The sequence below is a fragment of the Candidatus Kapaibacterium thiocyanatum genome (assembly GCA_001899175.1).
GTDB classification, from domain to species: Bacteria; Bacteroidota; Ignavibacteria; order Kapaibacteriales; family Kapaibacteriaceae; genus Kapaibacterium; species Kapaibacterium thiocyanatum.
On record MKVH01000002.1, the window covers coordinates 1 to 17,431 of the forward strand.

Below are 17,431 nucleotides of genomic sequence, written 5' to 3' on the forward strand. Positions count from 1 at the left end.
GAGACCCTCGCGAGCGGTACCTACACCGTCATCGTCAGGACCTCCGATGGTATGGCTTCCGTACCCCTCGTCGTCAGACGATAGAAGCGCACGCAGGACAGGACTCTGCGAACAACGGACGTCCGATCTTCCTATGGAAGGTCGGACGTTCGTATTTGTTGGGCAGGCGAATTACTTCCCGATGCGCATGCCGAGTGCACGACTCGCTTCCCATCCGATGAGGGCGAGCTTTCGCGTCTGACCCCATCGGAATCCCGTGATACCGCCATCGCTCGTCACGACGCGATGACATGGGATGATGTAGCCGATGGAATTGCTTCCGTTGGCCGTACCGACGGCGCGTGAAGACGTGTTGCCGAGGCCCAGGCTGCGGGCGAGACCGGAATAGCTCCGCAAGGAGCCCTCCGGAATACGGAGCAGGGCATTCCATACCTTCAACTGGAATGGTGTTCCCTTCACATGCAGTCGTAGGGGTGATCTGCTCTCCGTGCCGTCGTGCAGGAAGGCATCAGCCGCACGATGATGATCGTCGGTCGCGGATTCGAGACGGGCGCTGGGCCAACGCATCCGCAGATCGTGAAGGGCCGTATCCACGTCGTCGCTGAAGTGCAGATGGCAGATACCCCGTTCCGTCGATGCCACGAGGTAGTCGCCGAATCGGGACCTGCCGAAGCAATAACGGATACGGAGGTTCCTTCCATGATCGCGGTAATCGTCGGAGGTCATCACGTCGAGCGTGATGGAATGACTGGTATGCATCGTGGAGGTCCGACGGAGTGGTACCGTCGTTTCATCGAACATGGTTTTCGCATGTCCGGACGTGATGTAGTGGAAGAACGTCTCCGGTTCGACACCCGCCCAGCGTTCGAAGAGATCGTGAAGTCGCCGGGTGGTGATTCCAAGACGTCGTGTCGTTTCATCCAGTACGATCGGTTCTGCGGCATGTGCCCGTACGTCGTCGATGATGGCGGCGACGAGTCGATAGTCCCGATCGTCGGAAGATGTCCTTGTCATGGCAGGCTCCTGTCGTCGACGTCGAAACTATGGACAAGGCCGGGGACGGACAATCCGGAAGTTGCCATCGTGAACCTCCGGAGACACGCGATATCCCGCAGGCGGGATCACATCGTCTTCCGGTAGTTCAGGATAGCCCATGCGTTCAACACGACTCCGATACCGAGAACGACGAAGAAATGCCCGCGAATATCGCCGAAGCTGCTACCCTTCAGCACGACCATCCGCATGACGTCGATGAAGTAACGGATCGGATTGATTCGTGTGAGAATCCCCGCCCAGTCGGGCATACTTTCGATGGACGTGAACAGTCCGCCGAGCATGATGAAGATCATCAGGAAGAAGAAGGCCACGAACATGGCCTGCTGCTGCGTGTCGGAGTAGGTGGATACGAGCAGGCCCAGGCCGAGCACGGCAAGCAGATAGACGGCGACGAAGGCCACGATCAGCAGGACGCTTCCTGCCGGAACGATGCCGTAGACCACGCGTGCGACCGTGAGGCCGATGCCCAGCACGACCAGCCCGAGGATCCAGAATGGAATCAGCTTACCGAGGACGAAATGATACTTCCTGATCGGCGTGACGTTGATCTGTTCGATCGTACCGATTTCCTTTTCCTTGACGATGTTCAGGGCCGACAGGTATGTCGCCACCATCGTCACGAGCAGGGCGAGGATACCCGGTACCATGAACATCCGGTAGTCGAGGTGGGGATTGAACCTGTTCGATGCCGTCACGTCGATCATCGGTGCCGGAGGGTATCGCGATGGTTCGAGCAGCCGCAGCCGGATCGCGGTGTTGTAGTCCGCGATGATCCTGCCGAGATAGGCGCCGCCGAGATTCGCCTTCACACCGTTGATCGCATTGACGGCGATGAAGAGTTTCTGTCCGTTCTCACGGATGAGGTTGCGGTCGAAGCCTGCCGGTATTTCGAGGATGAGGTCGGCCTTGTCCTGTTCGATGAGCGCATAGCCTTCGTCGAACGATGCCGGCCAGGCGGCGAGCCTGAAGTATCCGGATGCCACGATACGACGCGTCAGCTCGCGCGATCCGACGGAGTGGTCGTGATCGACGATGCAGAGCGTGACGTTCTTCACTTCGAAGTTGGCTGCCTGTGGCAGGATGAGCAGTTGCATCACCGGCATGACCATGATCATGGCCAGGATCGTCCTGTTCCGGAATATCTGACGGAACTCCTTCTGCAGCAGGAATTTCAGCGTTCTCATGCGAGGCGTACCTTGAATTTCCGGAGGCTGATGATCGTCAGCACGAGCGTCATACCGGTCAGGACCAACGTCTCCCTCCAGATCGAAGCCAGACCCGTACCCTTGATCATCACCGACTTGACGATGATGTAGTACCACTTCGCCGGCACGGCATTGGAGATGATCTGAAGCGGCAGCGGCATGTTCTCGATCGGGAACATGAAGCCGCTGAACAGTACGGTCGGCAGGAGCATGCCCATCATCGAGAAGAGCATGGCCGTCTGCTGCGTATCGGTCAGCGTCGAGATGAGGAGACCGAGCGACAGCGACGTCACGATGAAGAGCGTGCTTTCGAGGAAGAGCAGGACGATGCTGCCGTTGACAGGGAGGCCCAGGACGAAGATGCTGAGCAGGATGATCGTCGTGACGTTGACCAGTGAGAGAATGAGATAGGGAACGACCTTGGCCACGATGACAAGGAACGGTCTGAACGGAGAGACGAGAAGGATTTCCATGGTGCCGAGTTCTTTCTCCCGGACGATGGAAATGGACGTCATCATCACGCAGACGAGCATGAGGACAAGGGCCATGACACCGGGGACGAAGTTCGGTGCTCCCTTCAACTGCGGATTGTAGAGCATCCGCACCTCCGTCGTGATGCGATAGGGAAGAGCCGTGGATTGTATCATCTGCGTCTGATAGTCCATGACGATGGACGTCAGATAGTTCGTCAGCGTCGTCGCCGTGTTGGGCTCGGAAGCATCGGCGATGATCTGGATGCCGGCCTTGTTGAGGTGGACGAGATCGTCGTTGAATCCTGCGGGGAACACGACGGCGAGTTTGATGCGCCCTTGACGGAATGCCGCATCGATGTCGCCGTGCTTCGGAATCGTGCGTTCGATCCTGAAGTAGCTGCTGGCGGCGATCCTGTCTATGATCTGTCTCGATGCGACGTCGTGCGCTTCGTCCATGACGACGATGGTCGCATTCTTGACTTCGTTCGTGAGGGCGAAGCCGAAGATCATGATCTGGACGACGGGAAGACCGAACAGGATGAGGAGGGTCTTCCTGTCTCGCAGGACATGCAGGAACTCCTTCCTGATGAACGTCAGAAGCTGGTTCATGATCTCAATCTCCCGACCGTTTCGCTCCACGGGCGAGCGTGTAGAAGACGTCGTCCATCGACGTCGCGTCGAACTGCCGTTTCAGATTGGAAGGACTGTCCATAGCCTCGATGGCACCGTCGACCATGATGGAGATGCGATTGCAGTATTCGGCTTCGTCCATATAGTGCGTCGTGACGAAGATGGTCACTCCTCTGTCCGCCGCGGCATAGATGAGATCCCAGAACTGCCTGCGTGTGACCGGGTCCACTCCGCCCGTGGGTTCGTCGAGGAAGACGATGCTCGGTTCGTGCAGGAGGGCGACGGAGAAGGCGAGCTTCTGCTTCCATCCCAGAGGCAGTGAACCGACGAGTTTCTTGACCTCGTGTCCGAGCTCCAGCCTGTCGATCAATTGTTCGCTCTTCGTCTTGAGATCCTTGTCCGACAATCCGTAGATGCCTCCGAAGAACCTGATGTTCTCGGCGACGGTAAGATCCTCGTACAGGGTGAACTTCTGACTCATGTAGCCGATGTTGCGCTTGATGCGTTCAGTGTCGCGATAGATGTCGAAGCCTGCGACCCTGGCTTCGCCGGAGGACGGTCTGGAGAGGCCGCAGAGCATGCGCATGGCGGTCGTCTTGCCCGCGCCGTTGGCACCGAGGAAGCCGAAGATCTCACCACGGCGGACCTCGAAGGTGATCTCGTTCGCGGCGATGAAGTCACCGAATCGCTTCGTGAGCTTGTTCGTCCATATCACCGGATCTTCCATGTCAGGGCTTCATGAGTCGGATGAAACAATCTTCGATGGTCGGCTCGATCGTACGTATCTCGATGTCATCGTGTCCATGATCTGCGAGATAGGTGCGGAGGCGGCTCGTATCGGGGAGGGCCTCGTTGCCGAACGTCACGTGCAGGTATTCGCCGAAGGCGAAGCAGCTCGACGTCGCTTGGTAGCTCTCCATGTCGCGCAGCAGCCGATACATGTCGGCCGATCTCACGGCGAAGAGCGTATCGGGATAGGAGCGTACGATGTCGCCGGGTGTGTCTATCGACAGGATCCGGCCGCCCTGGATGAGAGCGATCCTGTCGCACAGCATCGCTTCGTCCATGTAGGGTGTCGACACCAGGATCGTGATGTCCTGGGCCTTCAGACGCTTGAGCATCTCCCAGAACTCCTTGCGCGATACGGGATCCACACCGGTCGTGGGTTCGTCAAGGAACATCACGGAGGGTTTGTGGATGAGGGCACAGCACAGGGCGAGCTTCTGCTTCATGCCGCCCGACAGCTTACCCGCGCGGCGTGTCCTGAACGGTTCGAGCTGGACGTAGATGTCCTTTACGAGGTCGTAGTTCTCCTCGATCGTCGTTCCGAAGAGCATTGCGAAGAAATTGAGATTCTCCTCGACGGTGAGGTCCTGATAGAGGGAGAAGCGTCCGGGCATATAGCCCACCCTTCCGCGTATCGCCTTGTAGTCGCGTACGACGTCGTATCCTTCGACGCTTGCCGTACCGGCATCGGGGAGCAGGAGCGTGGTCAGCATGCGGAAGATGCTGGTCTTTCCTGCGCCATCGGGGCCGATCAGACCGAACAGCTCACCGCGCCGTACCGAGAAGGATACGTCGCGTACGGCCTGGACGGTTCCATCGTCGTAGGTCTTGCCGATACCGTTCAGGATCACTGCATCCATGCGTGCCTCACTTGAAGCGTACTTCACCGTACATGCCGATCTTCAGACGACCGTCGTTCTTCACGCGGACCTTGACGGCATAGACGAGGTTGGCACGCTCGTCCTTCGTCTGGATGGTCTTCGGTGTGAATTCGGCCTTGTCGCTGATCCATGAAATCGTTCCGGAGTACTCCCGGTATCCGTTCTGTCCGTCGTCGACGAGAACGCGTACGTTCTGGTTCAGGCGGATCGACGAGAACTGGTTACCCGTGACATAGGCGCGCAAGGTGACGGTGGAGAGATCGCCGATCCTGTAGAGCGGCTTGCCGACGGCCGTCACTTCCTGCGCTTGGGCATACTTGGTGAGGACGGTGCCCGGGATGCGATTGACGATCCTGCTCTTCGCGATCTGATCGTCGAGTTGCTCGATCTGCACACGAAGGGGGATGGCTTCCTGCGTGATGCTCTGCGACGAGATGCCGAGCGTGGAGTACTGGGCATCGATCTGCTTCTCCAGCACTGCGACCTGGGCCCGCGCATCGTCGAGCTGTTTCGTCGTCGCAGCTTCGGCCTGTACGAGCTTTGTGACGCGTTGCAGCTCGCGTTCGGCCGTGACGAGCTGTTCCCGCAGTGCTGCGATCTGCGTCGCGATCTGCGGCTTCCTGCTCAGCACTGCGTCGATCTGTGCGACGAGTTGCTTCTTCTTCAGATCGAGCTGCGTCGTATCGACGTAGCCGACGTCCTGGCCGTCGACGAGAGTCTGGCCTTCCTCGATATCCAGACGTTCGATGAGGCCCGTGGCCTGGGACGATACGATGACTTCCTCCGTCTCGAAGGTACCGGCTGCGTCGGCATCGTTGTCGCCGTTGCCGCATGCCACGACGATCGATGCCGTCATGACGATCATGATGAACTTCGTGAACATCGATTCCTCGGATTACTTGCCGGAAGTGGTTTGATGGCCGTACTGGGCCATGAGCAGTTGCATGCCGTGGAGCAGTCGGTCCTGTCGGGCCAGATCCTCCGCATGTACTTCGCGCAGATAGTCGTTGGCCGTGATCGTACCGCCCTCGAGCTGGGCTTCGGCCGTGTTCTTCACCGATGCGCGCAGGACGATGATGTCGTCGTCGAGCTGCATCAGTTCGGCATATTTCTTCATGTCCGTTTCCTGTTGCGTGAGCGTCAGCTTCGTGTTGAAGAGGAAGGTCTCCTGCTGCACATCGACGATGGCGCGGTTCACATCGAGTAGTTCGCGCTCGCTGCCTGACGAATACAGGCCGGTAAGCGACCATGTCAGGCGCAACCCTCCGACATAGTAGGCCTCGAAGGAGTTCTTGAGCATGTTCAGCGCGGGCTTGCCGTATCCACCCTGGAAGAACAGGCCGACACGCGGCATACTGCGTGCGTCGATCGCGTCGTACTGTGCGTCGATGATTCTGCGCTGGGCATCGTAGAGACGGAGCTCAGGTCTGTCGATACCGTTCGAGAGCTGGATCGATGCCGGCTTCACGAGAACGACCTTCTCGTCGAGCGGGCGGTCCATGAGCAGTCCGAGCATGGCGGCATAGGTACGGCGGGCGCTGCCGAGCTCGATGTCCCGTTGGCGGGTTTTCAGCAGTTCGGCCTCGAGGACGTCGACGTTGCTTTTCAATGCCGTCCCGTTGGCCACGGCGGCCTTCATCTTCCGGATGGCCGCATCGAGGTCCTGTTTCAGTACGGCGATCTGTGCGCGTTGTTCGTCGATCAGCAGGATGCCGAAGAAGATCTGGTTGATACGTTCCCTGAGCTTGTACAGCTCGACGTCGATCTTGCGCTCTTCGGCCGTCGTCGAGACGTCCTGGATGCGTTGCTGTCGCGATATCGTCCCGCCATCGTAGAGCGTCTGCGATACTTCTCCGTAGACCTTGTACTGGTCCCTGCTCGGCGCATCGATGTTGATGCCGGGGAAGGAGATCGGAACCTGCGTCACGTCGGACTGATACGTGGCCTGTCCACTGATGCTGACCTGCGGAAGATAGCCCTTCGCCACGTTGTCCATCGAATAGTCGCGGCTGCGTGCAAGGAGTTCGCGTTGTCGTGTGAGCGGATAGTGCTCCGCGGCGCGTTGCTGGCATTCGTCCAGGGTGAGTCCTGCCGGCGTCTGGGCTTGCATCGCCGCGACCGATATCATGATGCCGCAAGCGACGGCGACATAATGCATGACCGTATGTTTCATGACTGCCTCGTCTCCATTGCTGCCTTCACCCATAGTGGAATCAGCGTTCTGCGTTCCTGCATCAGCGCCATGAAATCTTCCTGCTTCATTCCTGTTCCATACTGGAGCAGGGGACGTCCGATGAAGGGAAAGATGGTCAGACCCAGCAGGTTCATGATGAGATGGAGGGGATGGATCGCTGCCGCTCTGCCTGCGGCCACCTCTTCCTTGTATTGCTGCAGGAGAAACGAATTCGTGAGTGCGTTCTTCACGCCGATTTTCGATCCTATGCGTTCGGGATTCGCCTGGATCTCGCTGAAGATGAAGACCGGCATTTCCGGTGCGCGTTCCAGCATGTCGATGTAGCGGTTGACGATGGATGTGAATTTCTCCCCCAGCGTCGTGGACTTGTCGTTGACGACGGCGATGACGCCCTGTCCGAACTCCTGGAGGTTCTCCGTCATGATCAGTTCGAACAGCTTTTCCTTGCTGCGGAAGTAATAGTTCAGGAGGGCGAGGTTGATACCTGCCTGTTCGGCGATGTCGCGCGTCCTCGTTCCCGCATAGCCTTTCTGCAGGAACAGCTTGCGCGCGGCTTCCTTGATCCGTTCTTCCGTCGTTGGGTCCTGTTGTGTTTCTCCGGCAGTCACGTCGGCCCTTCTCGATGTGTGATGCGTTCGACGGACGCGAAACTAGGTTGAAACGGATGATTCAGCAAGAAGATTTAATCAAATGATTAATCACTTCGCATGTGACGTTGTCATAGCGAAGCGTATCGACGAGGGGAAGCTCGGGGAAGGTACGGCGTACGCCGTCGGTCCTGGGCTGGTATGACAGGACCTTGATGGCGGATGGCTCGATAGTCGCAATGGTCGGGACAGGACATCTGATCATGGATCAGAAGGTTTTGGCTGCGAGCCTATACGTCATGCCGGTGACGATATGGATATCGGGCGCGGATCATCAGATCGACAATCCGGGAGTGTCGTCGAGCATCCTGTTCGCTGGAACGGCTTCGTGTGGTGCATCGGGGATATGATATCCGATATCTGGACAGCACGTCGACGTCTATCGCCCCGCAAACAGCCACGATTGCCTGTTCGTATACCGCTACGATACCCTGTCCATCAGCTGCCGCCCGAGCGTTTCCAGGAGCGTCTGAGCATGGGTGAAGGGCAGGGCGTGGAGATGACGGAACGCATCGTCGCTGAGGTCCTGCACCAGCGTACGGGCATCGGCCAGCACTCCGAGCGCCTCCATCATGGCGATGACGTCGGGAATGCGTTCCCGTGACAGTCCGCCGTTGGTGAAGAATTCCTCGATGAGCGCGGCATATGTCACGTTCTCGTGATTCCGTGCACGTTCACGAGCGGTAAGGACGAGCCACGTGCGCTTGCCCTCGACGATGTCGCCGCCGGGAGTCTTGCCGAAGGCTTCACTGCCGATGAGGTCGAGGAGATCGTCCTGGACCTGGAAGGCGATGCCGATCTCGCGTGCGAACGTGCGGAGATGGTCCAACGTCGTCGAGTCGGCGCCGGCCATATGGCCGCCGATAGCTGCCGAGGCTTCGAGAAGCTTGGCCGTCTTCTTCGTGATCATGCCGAAATAGTCGTCGACGGTCACGTCGTCGCGATGCATGAGGGCGAGGTCGAGCGCCTGTCCGTCGCAGACGTCGATGAGACCGGTGCTGAAGGCGGACATGACGTCGAGTGGACGCGGAGAGTGAGCTGCCGATCGTTCGAGGAGACGCATGGCCATGCCGATCATGACGTCGCCCGAAAGGATGGCCGTACCATCGTTCCATTTCACATGGACGGTGGGCCTGCCGCGTCGGATGGGCGAGCTGTCCATGATGTCGTCATGGACGAGCGTGAAGTTGTGGAGCAGCTCTACGGCGACGGCAGCGGACAGGCAATGATGGCGGGAGCCGCCTGCGGCCTCGCAGCAGAGGATGGTGAGGAGTGGGCGTATGCGCTTGCCCCCGCCGTCGAAGAGATAGCGGACGGGTGCATAGAGGGAATCGGGTTCCGGGAACTCGTCGAGGAAGGACGTCAGCGTTTCTTCGATTTCTTCGAGATGCGATGCGAGTGTCGTTTGCGGTATGGACATGGTCGTGATTCGTTGATAGCTCGAAAGATTATGCCGACGATCGCAGCCGTGCGTGGCGCAGGTCTGCGATCGTCGCGCTGCCGGTCAGGAACATCCACTGACGCAGATGCAGTTCCAGGGTCCGGAGCAAGGCGACGGCCCCGGTCACACCCTCGTTCATGATGGCGGAGATGACGGGACGTGCCACACCGCAACAGTCGGCGCCGAGAGCGATGCATTTGGCGACGTCCGTACCGCTCATGATGCCGCCCGAAGCGATGAGGAGTGGACGAGGTACGACGGTGGACAGAACGGAAGCTACCTCCCGTACGCATTCGGCCGTCGGAATGCCTACGTCCCACAGGTGATCCATGCGCTGTCCATCGTCGCGCCGCAGGATTTCGACACCGGCCCAGGACGTACCTCCCGCACCTGCGACGTCGATACCATGAACGCCGACGCCAACGAGGCGTCGAGCCACGGCCCCGCTGATTCCGGCACCGACTTCCTTGACGATGACCGGTCGGTCCGTTCCTCGTACCAACGCTGCGATTCCGTCGAGCACACCGCGGAAGCGTGGTTCGCCTTCGGGCTGGAGGAGTTCCTGCAATGGATTGAGATGCACGGCGACGATGTCCGCACCGAGCGAGTCGAGAACGTGCATCAGACGCGGTTCCGTGTTCTTCCAGTCGGCGATCTGTGCCGCACCGATATTGGCTACGAGGGGGAAGGTCCGTTCTGGACGGGCCGCACTGGCATAGGTGGGAAGCTGGGCTTCATCGACCATTGCCGCACGTATGGAACCGAGGCCCATCGGTATGCGCAGTTCGTCGCATACCTCGCCGAGCATGGTGTTGATGCGTTCTGCATCGGCATATCCTCCCGTCATCCCGGTGATCATGATGGGCATCGAGCACGGATGACCGAAGAAGGAGATGTCGGTCGTTACGTCCGCAAGATCGATTTCGGGCAGGGCATCGTAGTCGAGCTCGTAGCGTTCGAGGCCCGTCGTCTTCGCTCTGAACGTCACATCGTCATTGACGCACAGGTCGACGTGCTGCTGCTTGCGTGATGGGAGGGAATGATCCTGCACGGTGGTCTTCCGATGGAACAACGCCGGCAAGTTACGCAGGTGGGGCGACTGTAGGGGGATCACGGAGTACCGGTATTCTACGGTCGTGTCGTCGAATGACGAGTGCGATACCACGACCGGAACGCTACGGTTGCACGATCGACATCATCCTGTATGTACACTACCGATGTTCGGACCAACAGGGTACGACCCGATCCGGTGTTCAGGGGCATGAACAGGATCCTATCGGTAGGCGAAGACGTGCACCGGCGTCCGTGTACCTGGTTCATCGACGAACGATCACGTCCTCGCTCATTCCATCGCGACGAATCGCTGGCCGGGGAGGCGGCGTACGAAGCCCCTGAATTCGAGATCGAGGAGCGTCTGCAACACGGTATCGACGGAGAGGGCCGTCTCGCGGGCGATGTCGTCGACGTACGTCATGCCGTTGCCGATGGTGTCGATCAACCGTCGTTCGATACCGGAGAGCTCCGGACGTGGTCGTGCGCCGAGCCCGGGCAGCCTGTCGATACCGAGATCCTCGAGAAGCTGTCGCGCATCGCACAACGTACGGGCATGACCACTGGCGAGCAGGGCATTGCATCCGGCACTGCGCTGGGATGTGACGGGACCGGGAACGGCGTAGAGCGGGCGATGATGCTGCCGTGCGAACTCGGCGGTGATGAGCGCCCCACCGGTACGTTTGCTTTCCACGATGACGACGGCATCGCCGAGACCGCTGATGATCCTGTTGCGCTGAGGGAAGTATGGAGGCAAGGCCGCCTGGCCCCGTGCATATTCGCTGACGATGCACCCACCACCGTCGACGATACGTTCGGCAAGTCTCTTCGCATGGGCGGGAGTGATGCGATCGATACCGCATGCGATGACGGCGGCGGTGATACCGCTCATGGCGATTGTGGCTTCGTGAGCGAGTGTGTCGATGCCGTTGGCGAGTCCGCTGACGATGCAGCATCCGGCTTCGACCCATGCCCTGACCAACGACTCGGTGACGGGTCTGCCGTACTGTGCCGTTGCGGCACGTGTACCGACGACGGCGATGGCCGGAACGTCGTCGGGCGGCAGCCGACCGCGCACGTCGAGCACGATGGGTGGATGGGGGATGGCACGGAGCCGTGCAGGGTAGGTATCGCAGAAATACGTGACGATGGTCGAATCCGCGGAGGTATCGACGGGCGGCACGTCGGTATCGTCGAGTCCGAGTGGCAGTCCGATCGTCCTGCCGATCCTGTCCAGTGCTTCATCGATCGTCCCGCATGTCCGCACGAGTGCGATGATATCGGCCGACGTCAGGCCGCGCATGCGGGTGAGGGCTACGATATCGTCGACGGGCCATGGTGACTGCATGTCCTATCGTGCGATGACGCGGTGAATCGTGACGTTCGTCAGAACGCTACGAGTCGTGCACGCACGGCATCGCCCACGGCTTCACGGATGTCGGACGTCGGTAACAGCGCGATCACATCCGTCAATGCATGTTCGAGCGAGCTGCGGAAACGCTGCAGTTGCGGAAGGAGTTCGGCGATGAAGGGCGCGTCCGTCGGGATCTCGACGTGGATCTTGCCGAGTTCGGCGAGCAGGGCGACGATGTCCGCTTCTTCCTGCGACGAGCAGTCGACGATGTCCTCGACACGGTTGCCCCGATAGCACGATACCTGCCAGTTGAACATCGTCCGTGTGGCTTCGGCACGTGTGATACCATCCGGCAGCAGGATCGTCCGCCGATGCTCGTCGGGCAGTTGCTCCAGTGCCGGCGTATACCAGGAAGCGAGAGGACGAAGGCGATGACGTTGTTCGATCTCGTGCAGGAGTGCGAGGGCGAGCTGACGGAGATTGGTACGGTCGCGGCGCCATGCCATCGCGAAGCGATAGATCCAGCGCTGCTCTTCCGCCGTCAATCCGAAGACCTGTTCCATGAAGTAGACGTCGACGCGGCGACGGTCGCGTTCGACGCCATCCGGGCGCACGGCATCGGAGCTGTCCGTACCGTATTCGACGGCGAGGGAATGGACGGGCCGGCGCATGAAGTCACGATGACGTCTGATATCGACGGCGAGGAGCATGGCATCGGTCGGTACGGGGAATGCGGCCACGTCACGTACGGTGATGTCCTGGGCATGATGGTCGCGCCTGAACAGCTCGTAGAGAAAGAGACCCATGGTGGAGTTCATCCACAGTGCGAGAGGATCGGCCAGGCGCTCGTCGGTGAGCGTGATGCCGATGGCGGCATCCGTGATGAAGGCATGGACGGGGTTCGTCGTGACGATCCAGCGTCCGTCCTGCACCTTCGGTACGATGAGATGGGGAACGTCCGTGGTGCCGATCGTCCACCAGGGATCGCGTACACGCACGGTCGCACGAAGATGGATCCCCTCCCGCTCGAAGGCTTCGATACGGGTGAGGACGTTGAGACCTTCCAGTTCCTGGCGTCCGGCATCGATCATGAGAAGCCGATGGTCGGCACGGGGCATGCCCGCGATGCTCTCCAGCTCGTCGGCCGACATGATGGTCGTCGTATCCACCATGTTCCCGTTCGGAAGGGAGCGCTGCCAGAACTGCATTTCGAGATGGGCATCCGCGATGGTATGCATGTCGGGCAGGAAGAAGTCGTTCGCTCCCGTGCGCATGCCACCCGTCGCATGACCGACGTCCGAGAGCGGGCGCAGGCGTCCCGTAACCTTGCGGACGATGCCTGCGACGATGTCCGGCGGTACCAGGAAGTCGAACCACCCCTCTTCACCCAGGCCGGCACTGGCGCGGATGAGGCGTTGCGGTACGACGCGTACGAGGACTTCTTCATTGACCTTGCCTCGCTCGCTCGCGTCGAGATAGCCGAGGAAGGCGTCGATGGCCGCGATCCGTTTGGGTTCCGCCTCGCGTGGTGCGTCGGACGTGGGGAAGAAGTTGGCGAGCGGCTGACGGATGTAGACGAAGCGTGCGGGCATGGTATCGTTCGCCTCCCGCTGACGTGCGATGATGCAGCAGAGTCCGGCATCCGGCGTGGAGAAGGGCTGCGCATCGCTCATGAAGATCCTGTCGATCGAGAAGCGCGAGGCCAGGATACCACGCAGCGTGGCATAGCGCGGGTCGTGCAGGGCTGACATCGGGAGGAAGAGGACGACGGCGCCCTGGGGCGTCATCGACAGTCGCTGCAGGAGCAGGCGCAGGCGATGACGTTCCGTGACGTCGGTCGACGTGAGGCAGACGAGATCCCAGGCGCCCTGGACGTGATCGTGCCTCCGTATGATGCGCACATCGGAAGGATGCTCGAGATGACCGCTGCCACGGAGCAGGACGAGGCGCTCGTCGTCGGGCGTCGGTGCATAGATCCGGGCATCGGGTATCGTGTTTGTGCGCGCGAGGGCGCGAAGCCGTACGGAACAGAGGCCAGTACTCGGACCTATTTCCAATGCGCGGATCGTCGAATCGGGATGGATGTCGGCAAGGATGGAGCGCAGGGCCACGTCGATGACGTCGACGGTAGGCACGGCGCGTTGCTGGCGTGCGAGGCACCATTGGAGGATCGTATCGACGGCGCTATGCAGGTCGCGAGCAGCGAGGCGTTCGCCATCGAAGCGATGGAGGAACTGCGCGAGATCCGCCAGCGTACTCCGGAAGATGTCGGCGCGCTGCTGGACCACGTGCAGGTCGTCCACGCGCGACGGGAACATGGGATAGCCCCGTTCGTGCGCATCCCTGAAGTAGGCGCCCACGATGTCGAGCATGAGGCGTGTGCCGCGCATGCCCCAGGGAATGGACAGACGGTCGAGATCTTCGGCGCGTCGCATCTGAAGGAGCGTGTAGGCCGTGACGGACGTGACGAGACGCAGGACCTTGTCGCGTTGCAACGGACTGCGGTCCGTACATGCGATCATCTCGTCGGCGGCCTGCGTGATACGCGAGGCGAGGAACGTTGCCGGATCGCGTGCGGGATGAGGAGACGTATGGACGACGGTATCGCGGAGGATGGTCCGGAGCGCGTCCGTGACCATGACCGATGCTGCCGATGCGCGGACGTCGTCGAGCGTCACCACGTCGGCTCCGGAGATGGAGCGTACGATCTGCTCTTCGTCGGGCAGGCGGCGCGTGACTGCATCGGTGACGAAGACGACGCACCGGCGGAAATTGACGAGGGCGAACAACGGCGCCTGCATCCGTGCTGCCACGCTCCGGGCACGGTCGCGCGCGAACTCGTCGTATGGACGATCGGAAGGGGACAGGGCCTGAAAAAGACAGAGTGGTTGTGCGCCGTCGCCGCGTACGAGGACGAAGGTCCCTTCCACGCCCGAGATGGCTTCGCACGTCAGATCCAGATCGGCGCGCTCGATGGCATCCTGGAGGCAGAGCATCAGGAGCGAGCGTGCATGTTCTTCCATGAGTCCACTCATGCCGACCGCTCCTGCAGATCGGTGACGCGTGCGATCAGTCGTTGCGCTTCCTCAAATGAAGGCGCTTCGGCGATGATGCGCATGATGGGTTCGGTGTTGGAGGCGCGGACGTGGACCCAGCGGTCGGTCCAGGCTGCGTGCAGACCATCGTCGTCGTGGATGATGGCATCGGCGAATGCCTTCCTGCATTCGTCGAGAAGCGGGCCTATCGCAGCCCTGTGGTCGAGCGTCATCTTCGTCTTGATCATGTCGTACCGCGGCAGTTCGGCCACTGCGGCCGACATCGTGACGGCCTTGAGCCGAAGCAGGGCCGTGACGAGACCGATACCGACCATGGCGTCCCGTCCGTAGTGACATGCCGGATAGATGACGCCGCCCGATCCCTCGCCGCCGATGACGGCACCGACGTTCTGCATCCTGCGTACGACGTTGATCTCACCGACAGGTGCGCGATACGTCGTCTGCTTCGCCGCCGCCGCCACGTCGTCCACGACGCGTGTCGTGGAATAGTTCACCACGACGGGCCCGGTATTGCCGTAGGCCAGGACGGCCGCCGTCGCCAGTGCGATGGTATTCTCCTCGCCGATGGGTTCGCCGTGCTCGTCGTAGAGGACGAGGCGGTCGCCGTCCGGATCGACGGCGATGCCGAAGTCGGCCCGTTGCTCACGGACGGCCTCGCCGAGTCCCGTGAGGTTCTCGGCGGTGGGTTCGGGAACGTGGGGGAAGATGCCGCTGCCGTCGCAATGCAATGGAATGACCGTATAGCCGAAGCGTTCGAGGAGCTTGGGCACGATGAAGGAGCCGCTGCAGTTGACGGCATCGACGACGACGCGCTTGCCGTTGGCATGAGGTGCGCGTTGTACGACGCTGAGGCCGAGGATGGTGCTGATGTGACGTTCGATGGCGTTGTCGACGTGGACGACGTTCCCGCTCTGCTGATCGGCCGACAGGACGAAGAGACGATTGTCCACGTGATGCCATAGAGCATCGTTCTGGGCTGCATCGAGGAAGACGCCGTCGGCGCCGATGAACTTCAGCCCGTTCCATGGGGCCGGGTTGTGCGATGCCGTGATGGCGATGCCTCCGGCCGCATCGCTGTGTTCGGTGAACAACTGGACCGTCGGCGTCGGAACGAGGTCGAGCATGTGCACGGTGCGCCCACAGGCGCGCAGGGTGCCCAGGACGACGTCCGCGATCCACGTACCGGAAGGGCGTCCGTCACGTCCGACGACGATGGGGCCCTGGGGTTGCAGTGCCGAGAACGCTGCCGTGTAGTCTGCCACGATCGATGGGGTGAGCGAGTCGCCGAGCGTGGCACGAAGACCCGAGATGCTGCGGATGAGGGGCATGGAGTGACTGCTGATGATGGTTCAGTTGGAGCGCTGACGTACGAGACCTTCGATGTCGTCAGCACGACGTGGCAATGCGCGCGACATGTTGACGGGATCGCCCGTCGTGATGAGGATGTCGTCCTCGATGCGGATGCCGATGTTCCACCACTTCCTGTCGCACGGACTGCCGTTGGCGATGTAGATGCCGGGCTCGACGGTGATGACGGAGTTGGGTTTGAGCGGTCCGCGCGTTCCCGCATCGTGGACGTCGAGGCCGAGGTAGTGGGACGTGCCGTGCATGAAGTACTTGCGTACGTCGCTATCGCTGTCGATGATGCCGAGTGCGCGCAGTCCCCTGATGATGACCTTGCGTGCGGCTTCGTGCGGTGCGTTGAAGGTATTGCCTGCGCGTGACGCTGCGATGCCGCTGTCCTGCGCCTCGAGTACGATGTCGTAGATCTGACGCTGTTCCTTCGTGAAGCGTCCGTTCACCGGAAACGTGCGTGTGATGTCGGCGGTATAGCCATGATATTCCGCACCGCAGTCGGCGAGGACGAGGTCGTCCGATGTGGTACGGCGGCGGTTGGTGACGTAGTGCAGGATGCAGGCGTTGTAGCGCGAGCCTACGATGGAGGGATATCCGACGTCCTCGGCACCGAGACGCTTGAACGTGTATTCCATCAACGCTTCGAGTTCGTATTCGGTCATGTTCGGCTTCGCGCCCTTCATCATGGCGATATGGCCTTCGATGGAGATGTCGATGGCACGCTGCATGAGACGAAGCTCGGCCGTATCCTTGATTTCGCGCATGGCGGCGAGAAGAGGAAGGGTCGTTGCCAGGACGAGATCCGGGTATCGTTCCTTCAGACCCTTGCGAGTCTCTCCATCCATGTAGACGTTGCGTCCGAGAACGGAGAGCGTCACGGATTTCGTGGGGAAGTTCGGAACGAACAGACTGTCGAGATGCGGCATGAGGCCATCGAGGAAGTCCTTCAATCCGGATGCGGACAGGGCCGTATCGACGCCGAGGATGGTCATGGCCTCCTGCGGTCCCATTTCGACACCCGTCCATTGTTCGCGCGACTGGACACGATCCCGGACGAAGAGGACTTCACGGACGCGTCGTCCGCCGATATCGACACCGGCCGGTACGAGGAGCAGCGCACCCCCGGCGTACGGGAAGCCGGAGAGATAGAGCAGGTCGCTGTTCTGGCGGTATTCGTAGTCGACGTCGTTCTGACGGTTGCGCACGTCGGCGCTCAGCAGCAACACGGCGCTCTTCGGCGACAGATCGCGGAGCAGGCGTTCCCTGCGCTCCTTGTGGACGTGCGGTGGAATACCGTCCGTA

13 protein-coding genes and 1 pseudogene are annotated in these 17,431 nt (G+C 60.7%); all 14 read right to left on the reverse strand.

Annotation, left to right across the window (positions count from 1 at the left end; genetic code table 11):
* Window positions 1-171 precede the first annotated feature (171 nt).
* Window positions 172-1,014, reverse strand: coding sequence for a hypothetical protein (locus tag BGO89_00270; protein OJX61073.1), 843 nt, complete (start codon window positions 1,012-1,014; stop codon window positions 172-174).
* Window positions 1,015-1,121: 107 nt separating this feature from the next.
* Window positions 1,122-2,240, reverse strand: a complete 1,119-nt coding sequence (locus tag BGO89_00275) for an ABC transporter permease (GenBank protein OJX61074.1) — start codon at window positions 2,238-2,240, stop codon at window positions 1,122-1,124.
* Complete coding sequence (locus BGO89_00280; GenBank protein ID OJX61075.1) at window positions 2,237-3,343, reverse strand: multidrug ABC transporter permease; 1,107 nt, start codon at window positions 3,341-3,343, stop codon at window positions 2,237-2,239. The genes BGO89_00275 and BGO89_00280 overlap by 4 nt, the downstream gene beginning before the upstream one ends.
* A 4-nt stretch (window positions 3,344-3,347) precedes the next feature.
* A pseudogene (locus BGO89_00285) lies at window positions 3,348-4,082 on the reverse strand (ABC transporter ATP-binding protein).
* A gap of 10 nt (window positions 4,083-4,092) precedes the next feature.
* A complete protein-coding gene (locus tag BGO89_00290) occupies window positions 4,093-5,010 on the reverse strand; it encodes an ATPase (protein ID OJX61076.1) in 918 nt (305 codons plus the stop codon).
* 7 nt (window positions 5,011-5,017) lie between these two features.
* Window positions 5,018-5,914: an HlyD family secretion protein gene (locus BGO89_00295; protein OJX61077.1), complete on the reverse strand. Its 897-nt coding sequence runs from the start codon at window positions 5,912-5,914 to the stop codon at window positions 5,018-5,020.
* A 12-nt stretch (window positions 5,915-5,926) separates the two neighbouring features.
* The gene (locus tag BGO89_00300; protein ID OJX61078.1) at window positions 5,927-7,204 is read right to left on the reverse strand and encodes a transporter; all 1,278 of its coding nucleotides are present in this window, start codon (window positions 7,202-7,204) and stop codon (window positions 5,927-5,929) included.
* On the reverse strand, window positions 7,201-7,833 hold the full coding sequence (locus BGO89_00305) for a TetR family transcriptional regulator (protein ID OJX61079.1): 633 nt from the start codon (window positions 7,831-7,833) through the stop codon (window positions 7,201-7,203). Before BGO89_00305 ends, BGO89_00300 begins: the two co-directional genes overlap by 4 nt.
* Window positions 7,834-8,293: 460 nt before the next feature.
* Complete coding sequence (locus BGO89_00310; GenBank protein OJX61080.1) at window positions 8,294-9,292, reverse strand: hypothetical protein; 999 nt, start codon at window positions 9,290-9,292, stop codon at window positions 8,294-8,296.
* Window positions 9,293-9,320: 28 nt separating this feature from the next.
* Window positions 9,321-10,364, reverse strand: coding sequence for a type 2 isopentenyl-diphosphate Delta-isomerase (locus BGO89_00315; GenBank protein OJX61349.1), 1,044 nt, complete (start codon window positions 10,362-10,364; stop codon window positions 9,321-9,323).
* Between the two features lie 291 nt (window positions 10,365-10,655).
* Window positions 10,656-11,711 carry a DNA protecting protein DprA gene (locus BGO89_00320; GenBank protein ID OJX61081.1) on the reverse strand — a complete coding sequence of 352 codons (1,056 nt, stop codon included), beginning with the start codon at window positions 11,709-11,711 and terminating at the stop codon, window positions 10,656-10,658.
* 38 nt (window positions 11,712-11,749) lie between these two features.
* Window positions 11,750-14,752 (reverse strand): hypothetical protein, encoded by a 3,003-nt coding sequence (locus BGO89_00325; protein OJX61082.1) that lies wholly within the window; start codon window positions 14,750-14,752, stop codon window positions 11,750-11,752.
* Complete coding sequence (locus BGO89_00330) at window positions 14,749-16,101, reverse strand: phosphoglucosamine mutase (GenBank protein ID OJX61083.1); 1,353 nt, start codon at window positions 16,099-16,101, stop codon at window positions 14,749-14,751. The genes BGO89_00325 and BGO89_00330 overlap by 4 nt, the downstream gene beginning before the upstream one ends.
* A gap of 21 nt (window positions 16,102-16,122) precedes the next feature.
* Complete coding sequence (locus BGO89_00335; protein ID OJX61350.1) at window positions 16,123-17,421, reverse strand: hypothetical protein; 1,299 nt, start codon at window positions 17,419-17,421, stop codon at window positions 16,123-16,125.
* Window positions 17,422-17,431: the final 10 nt, after the last annotated feature.

Excerpts from the sequence above, each read along its gene's own strand:
- BGO89_00320 (OJX61081.1), bottom strand. The coding sequence starts at position 11,711 with ATGCAGTCACCATGGCCCGTCGACGATATCGTAGCCCTCACCCGCATG.
- BGO89_00300 (OJX61078.1), bottom strand. The coding sequence starts at position 7,204 with ATGAAACATACGGTCATGCATTATGTCGCCGTCGCTTGCGGCATCATG.
- BGO89_00270 (OJX61073.1), bottom strand. The coding sequence starts at position 1,014 with ATGACAAGGACATCTTCCGACGATCGGGACTATCGACTCGTCGCCGCC.
- BGO89_00310 (OJX61080.1), bottom strand. The coding sequence starts at position 9,292 with ATGTCCATACCGCAAACGACACTCGCATCGCATCTCGAAGAAATCGAA.
- BGO89_00275 (OJX61074.1), bottom strand. The coding sequence starts at position 2,240 with ATGAGAACGCTGAAATTCCTGCTGCAGAAGGAGTTCCGTCAGATATTC.
- BGO89_00330 (OJX61083.1), bottom strand. The coding sequence starts at position 16,101 with ATGCCCCTCATCCGCAGCATCTCGGGTCTTCGTGCCACGCTCGGCGAC.
- BGO89_00295 (OJX61077.1), bottom strand. The coding sequence starts at position 5,914 with ATGTTCACGAAGTTCATCATGATCGTCATGACGGCATCGATCGTCGTG.
- BGO89_00290 (OJX61076.1), bottom strand. The coding sequence starts at position 5,010 with ATGGATGCAGTGATCCTGAACGGTATCGGCAAGACCTACGACGATGGA.
- BGO89_00280 (OJX61075.1), bottom strand. The coding sequence starts at position 3,343 with ATGAACCAGCTTCTGACGTTCATCAGGAAGGAGTTCCTGCATGTCCTG.
- BGO89_00325 (OJX61082.1), bottom strand. The coding sequence starts at position 14,752 with ATGAGTGGACTCATGGAAGAACATGCACGCTCGCTCCTGATGCTCTGC.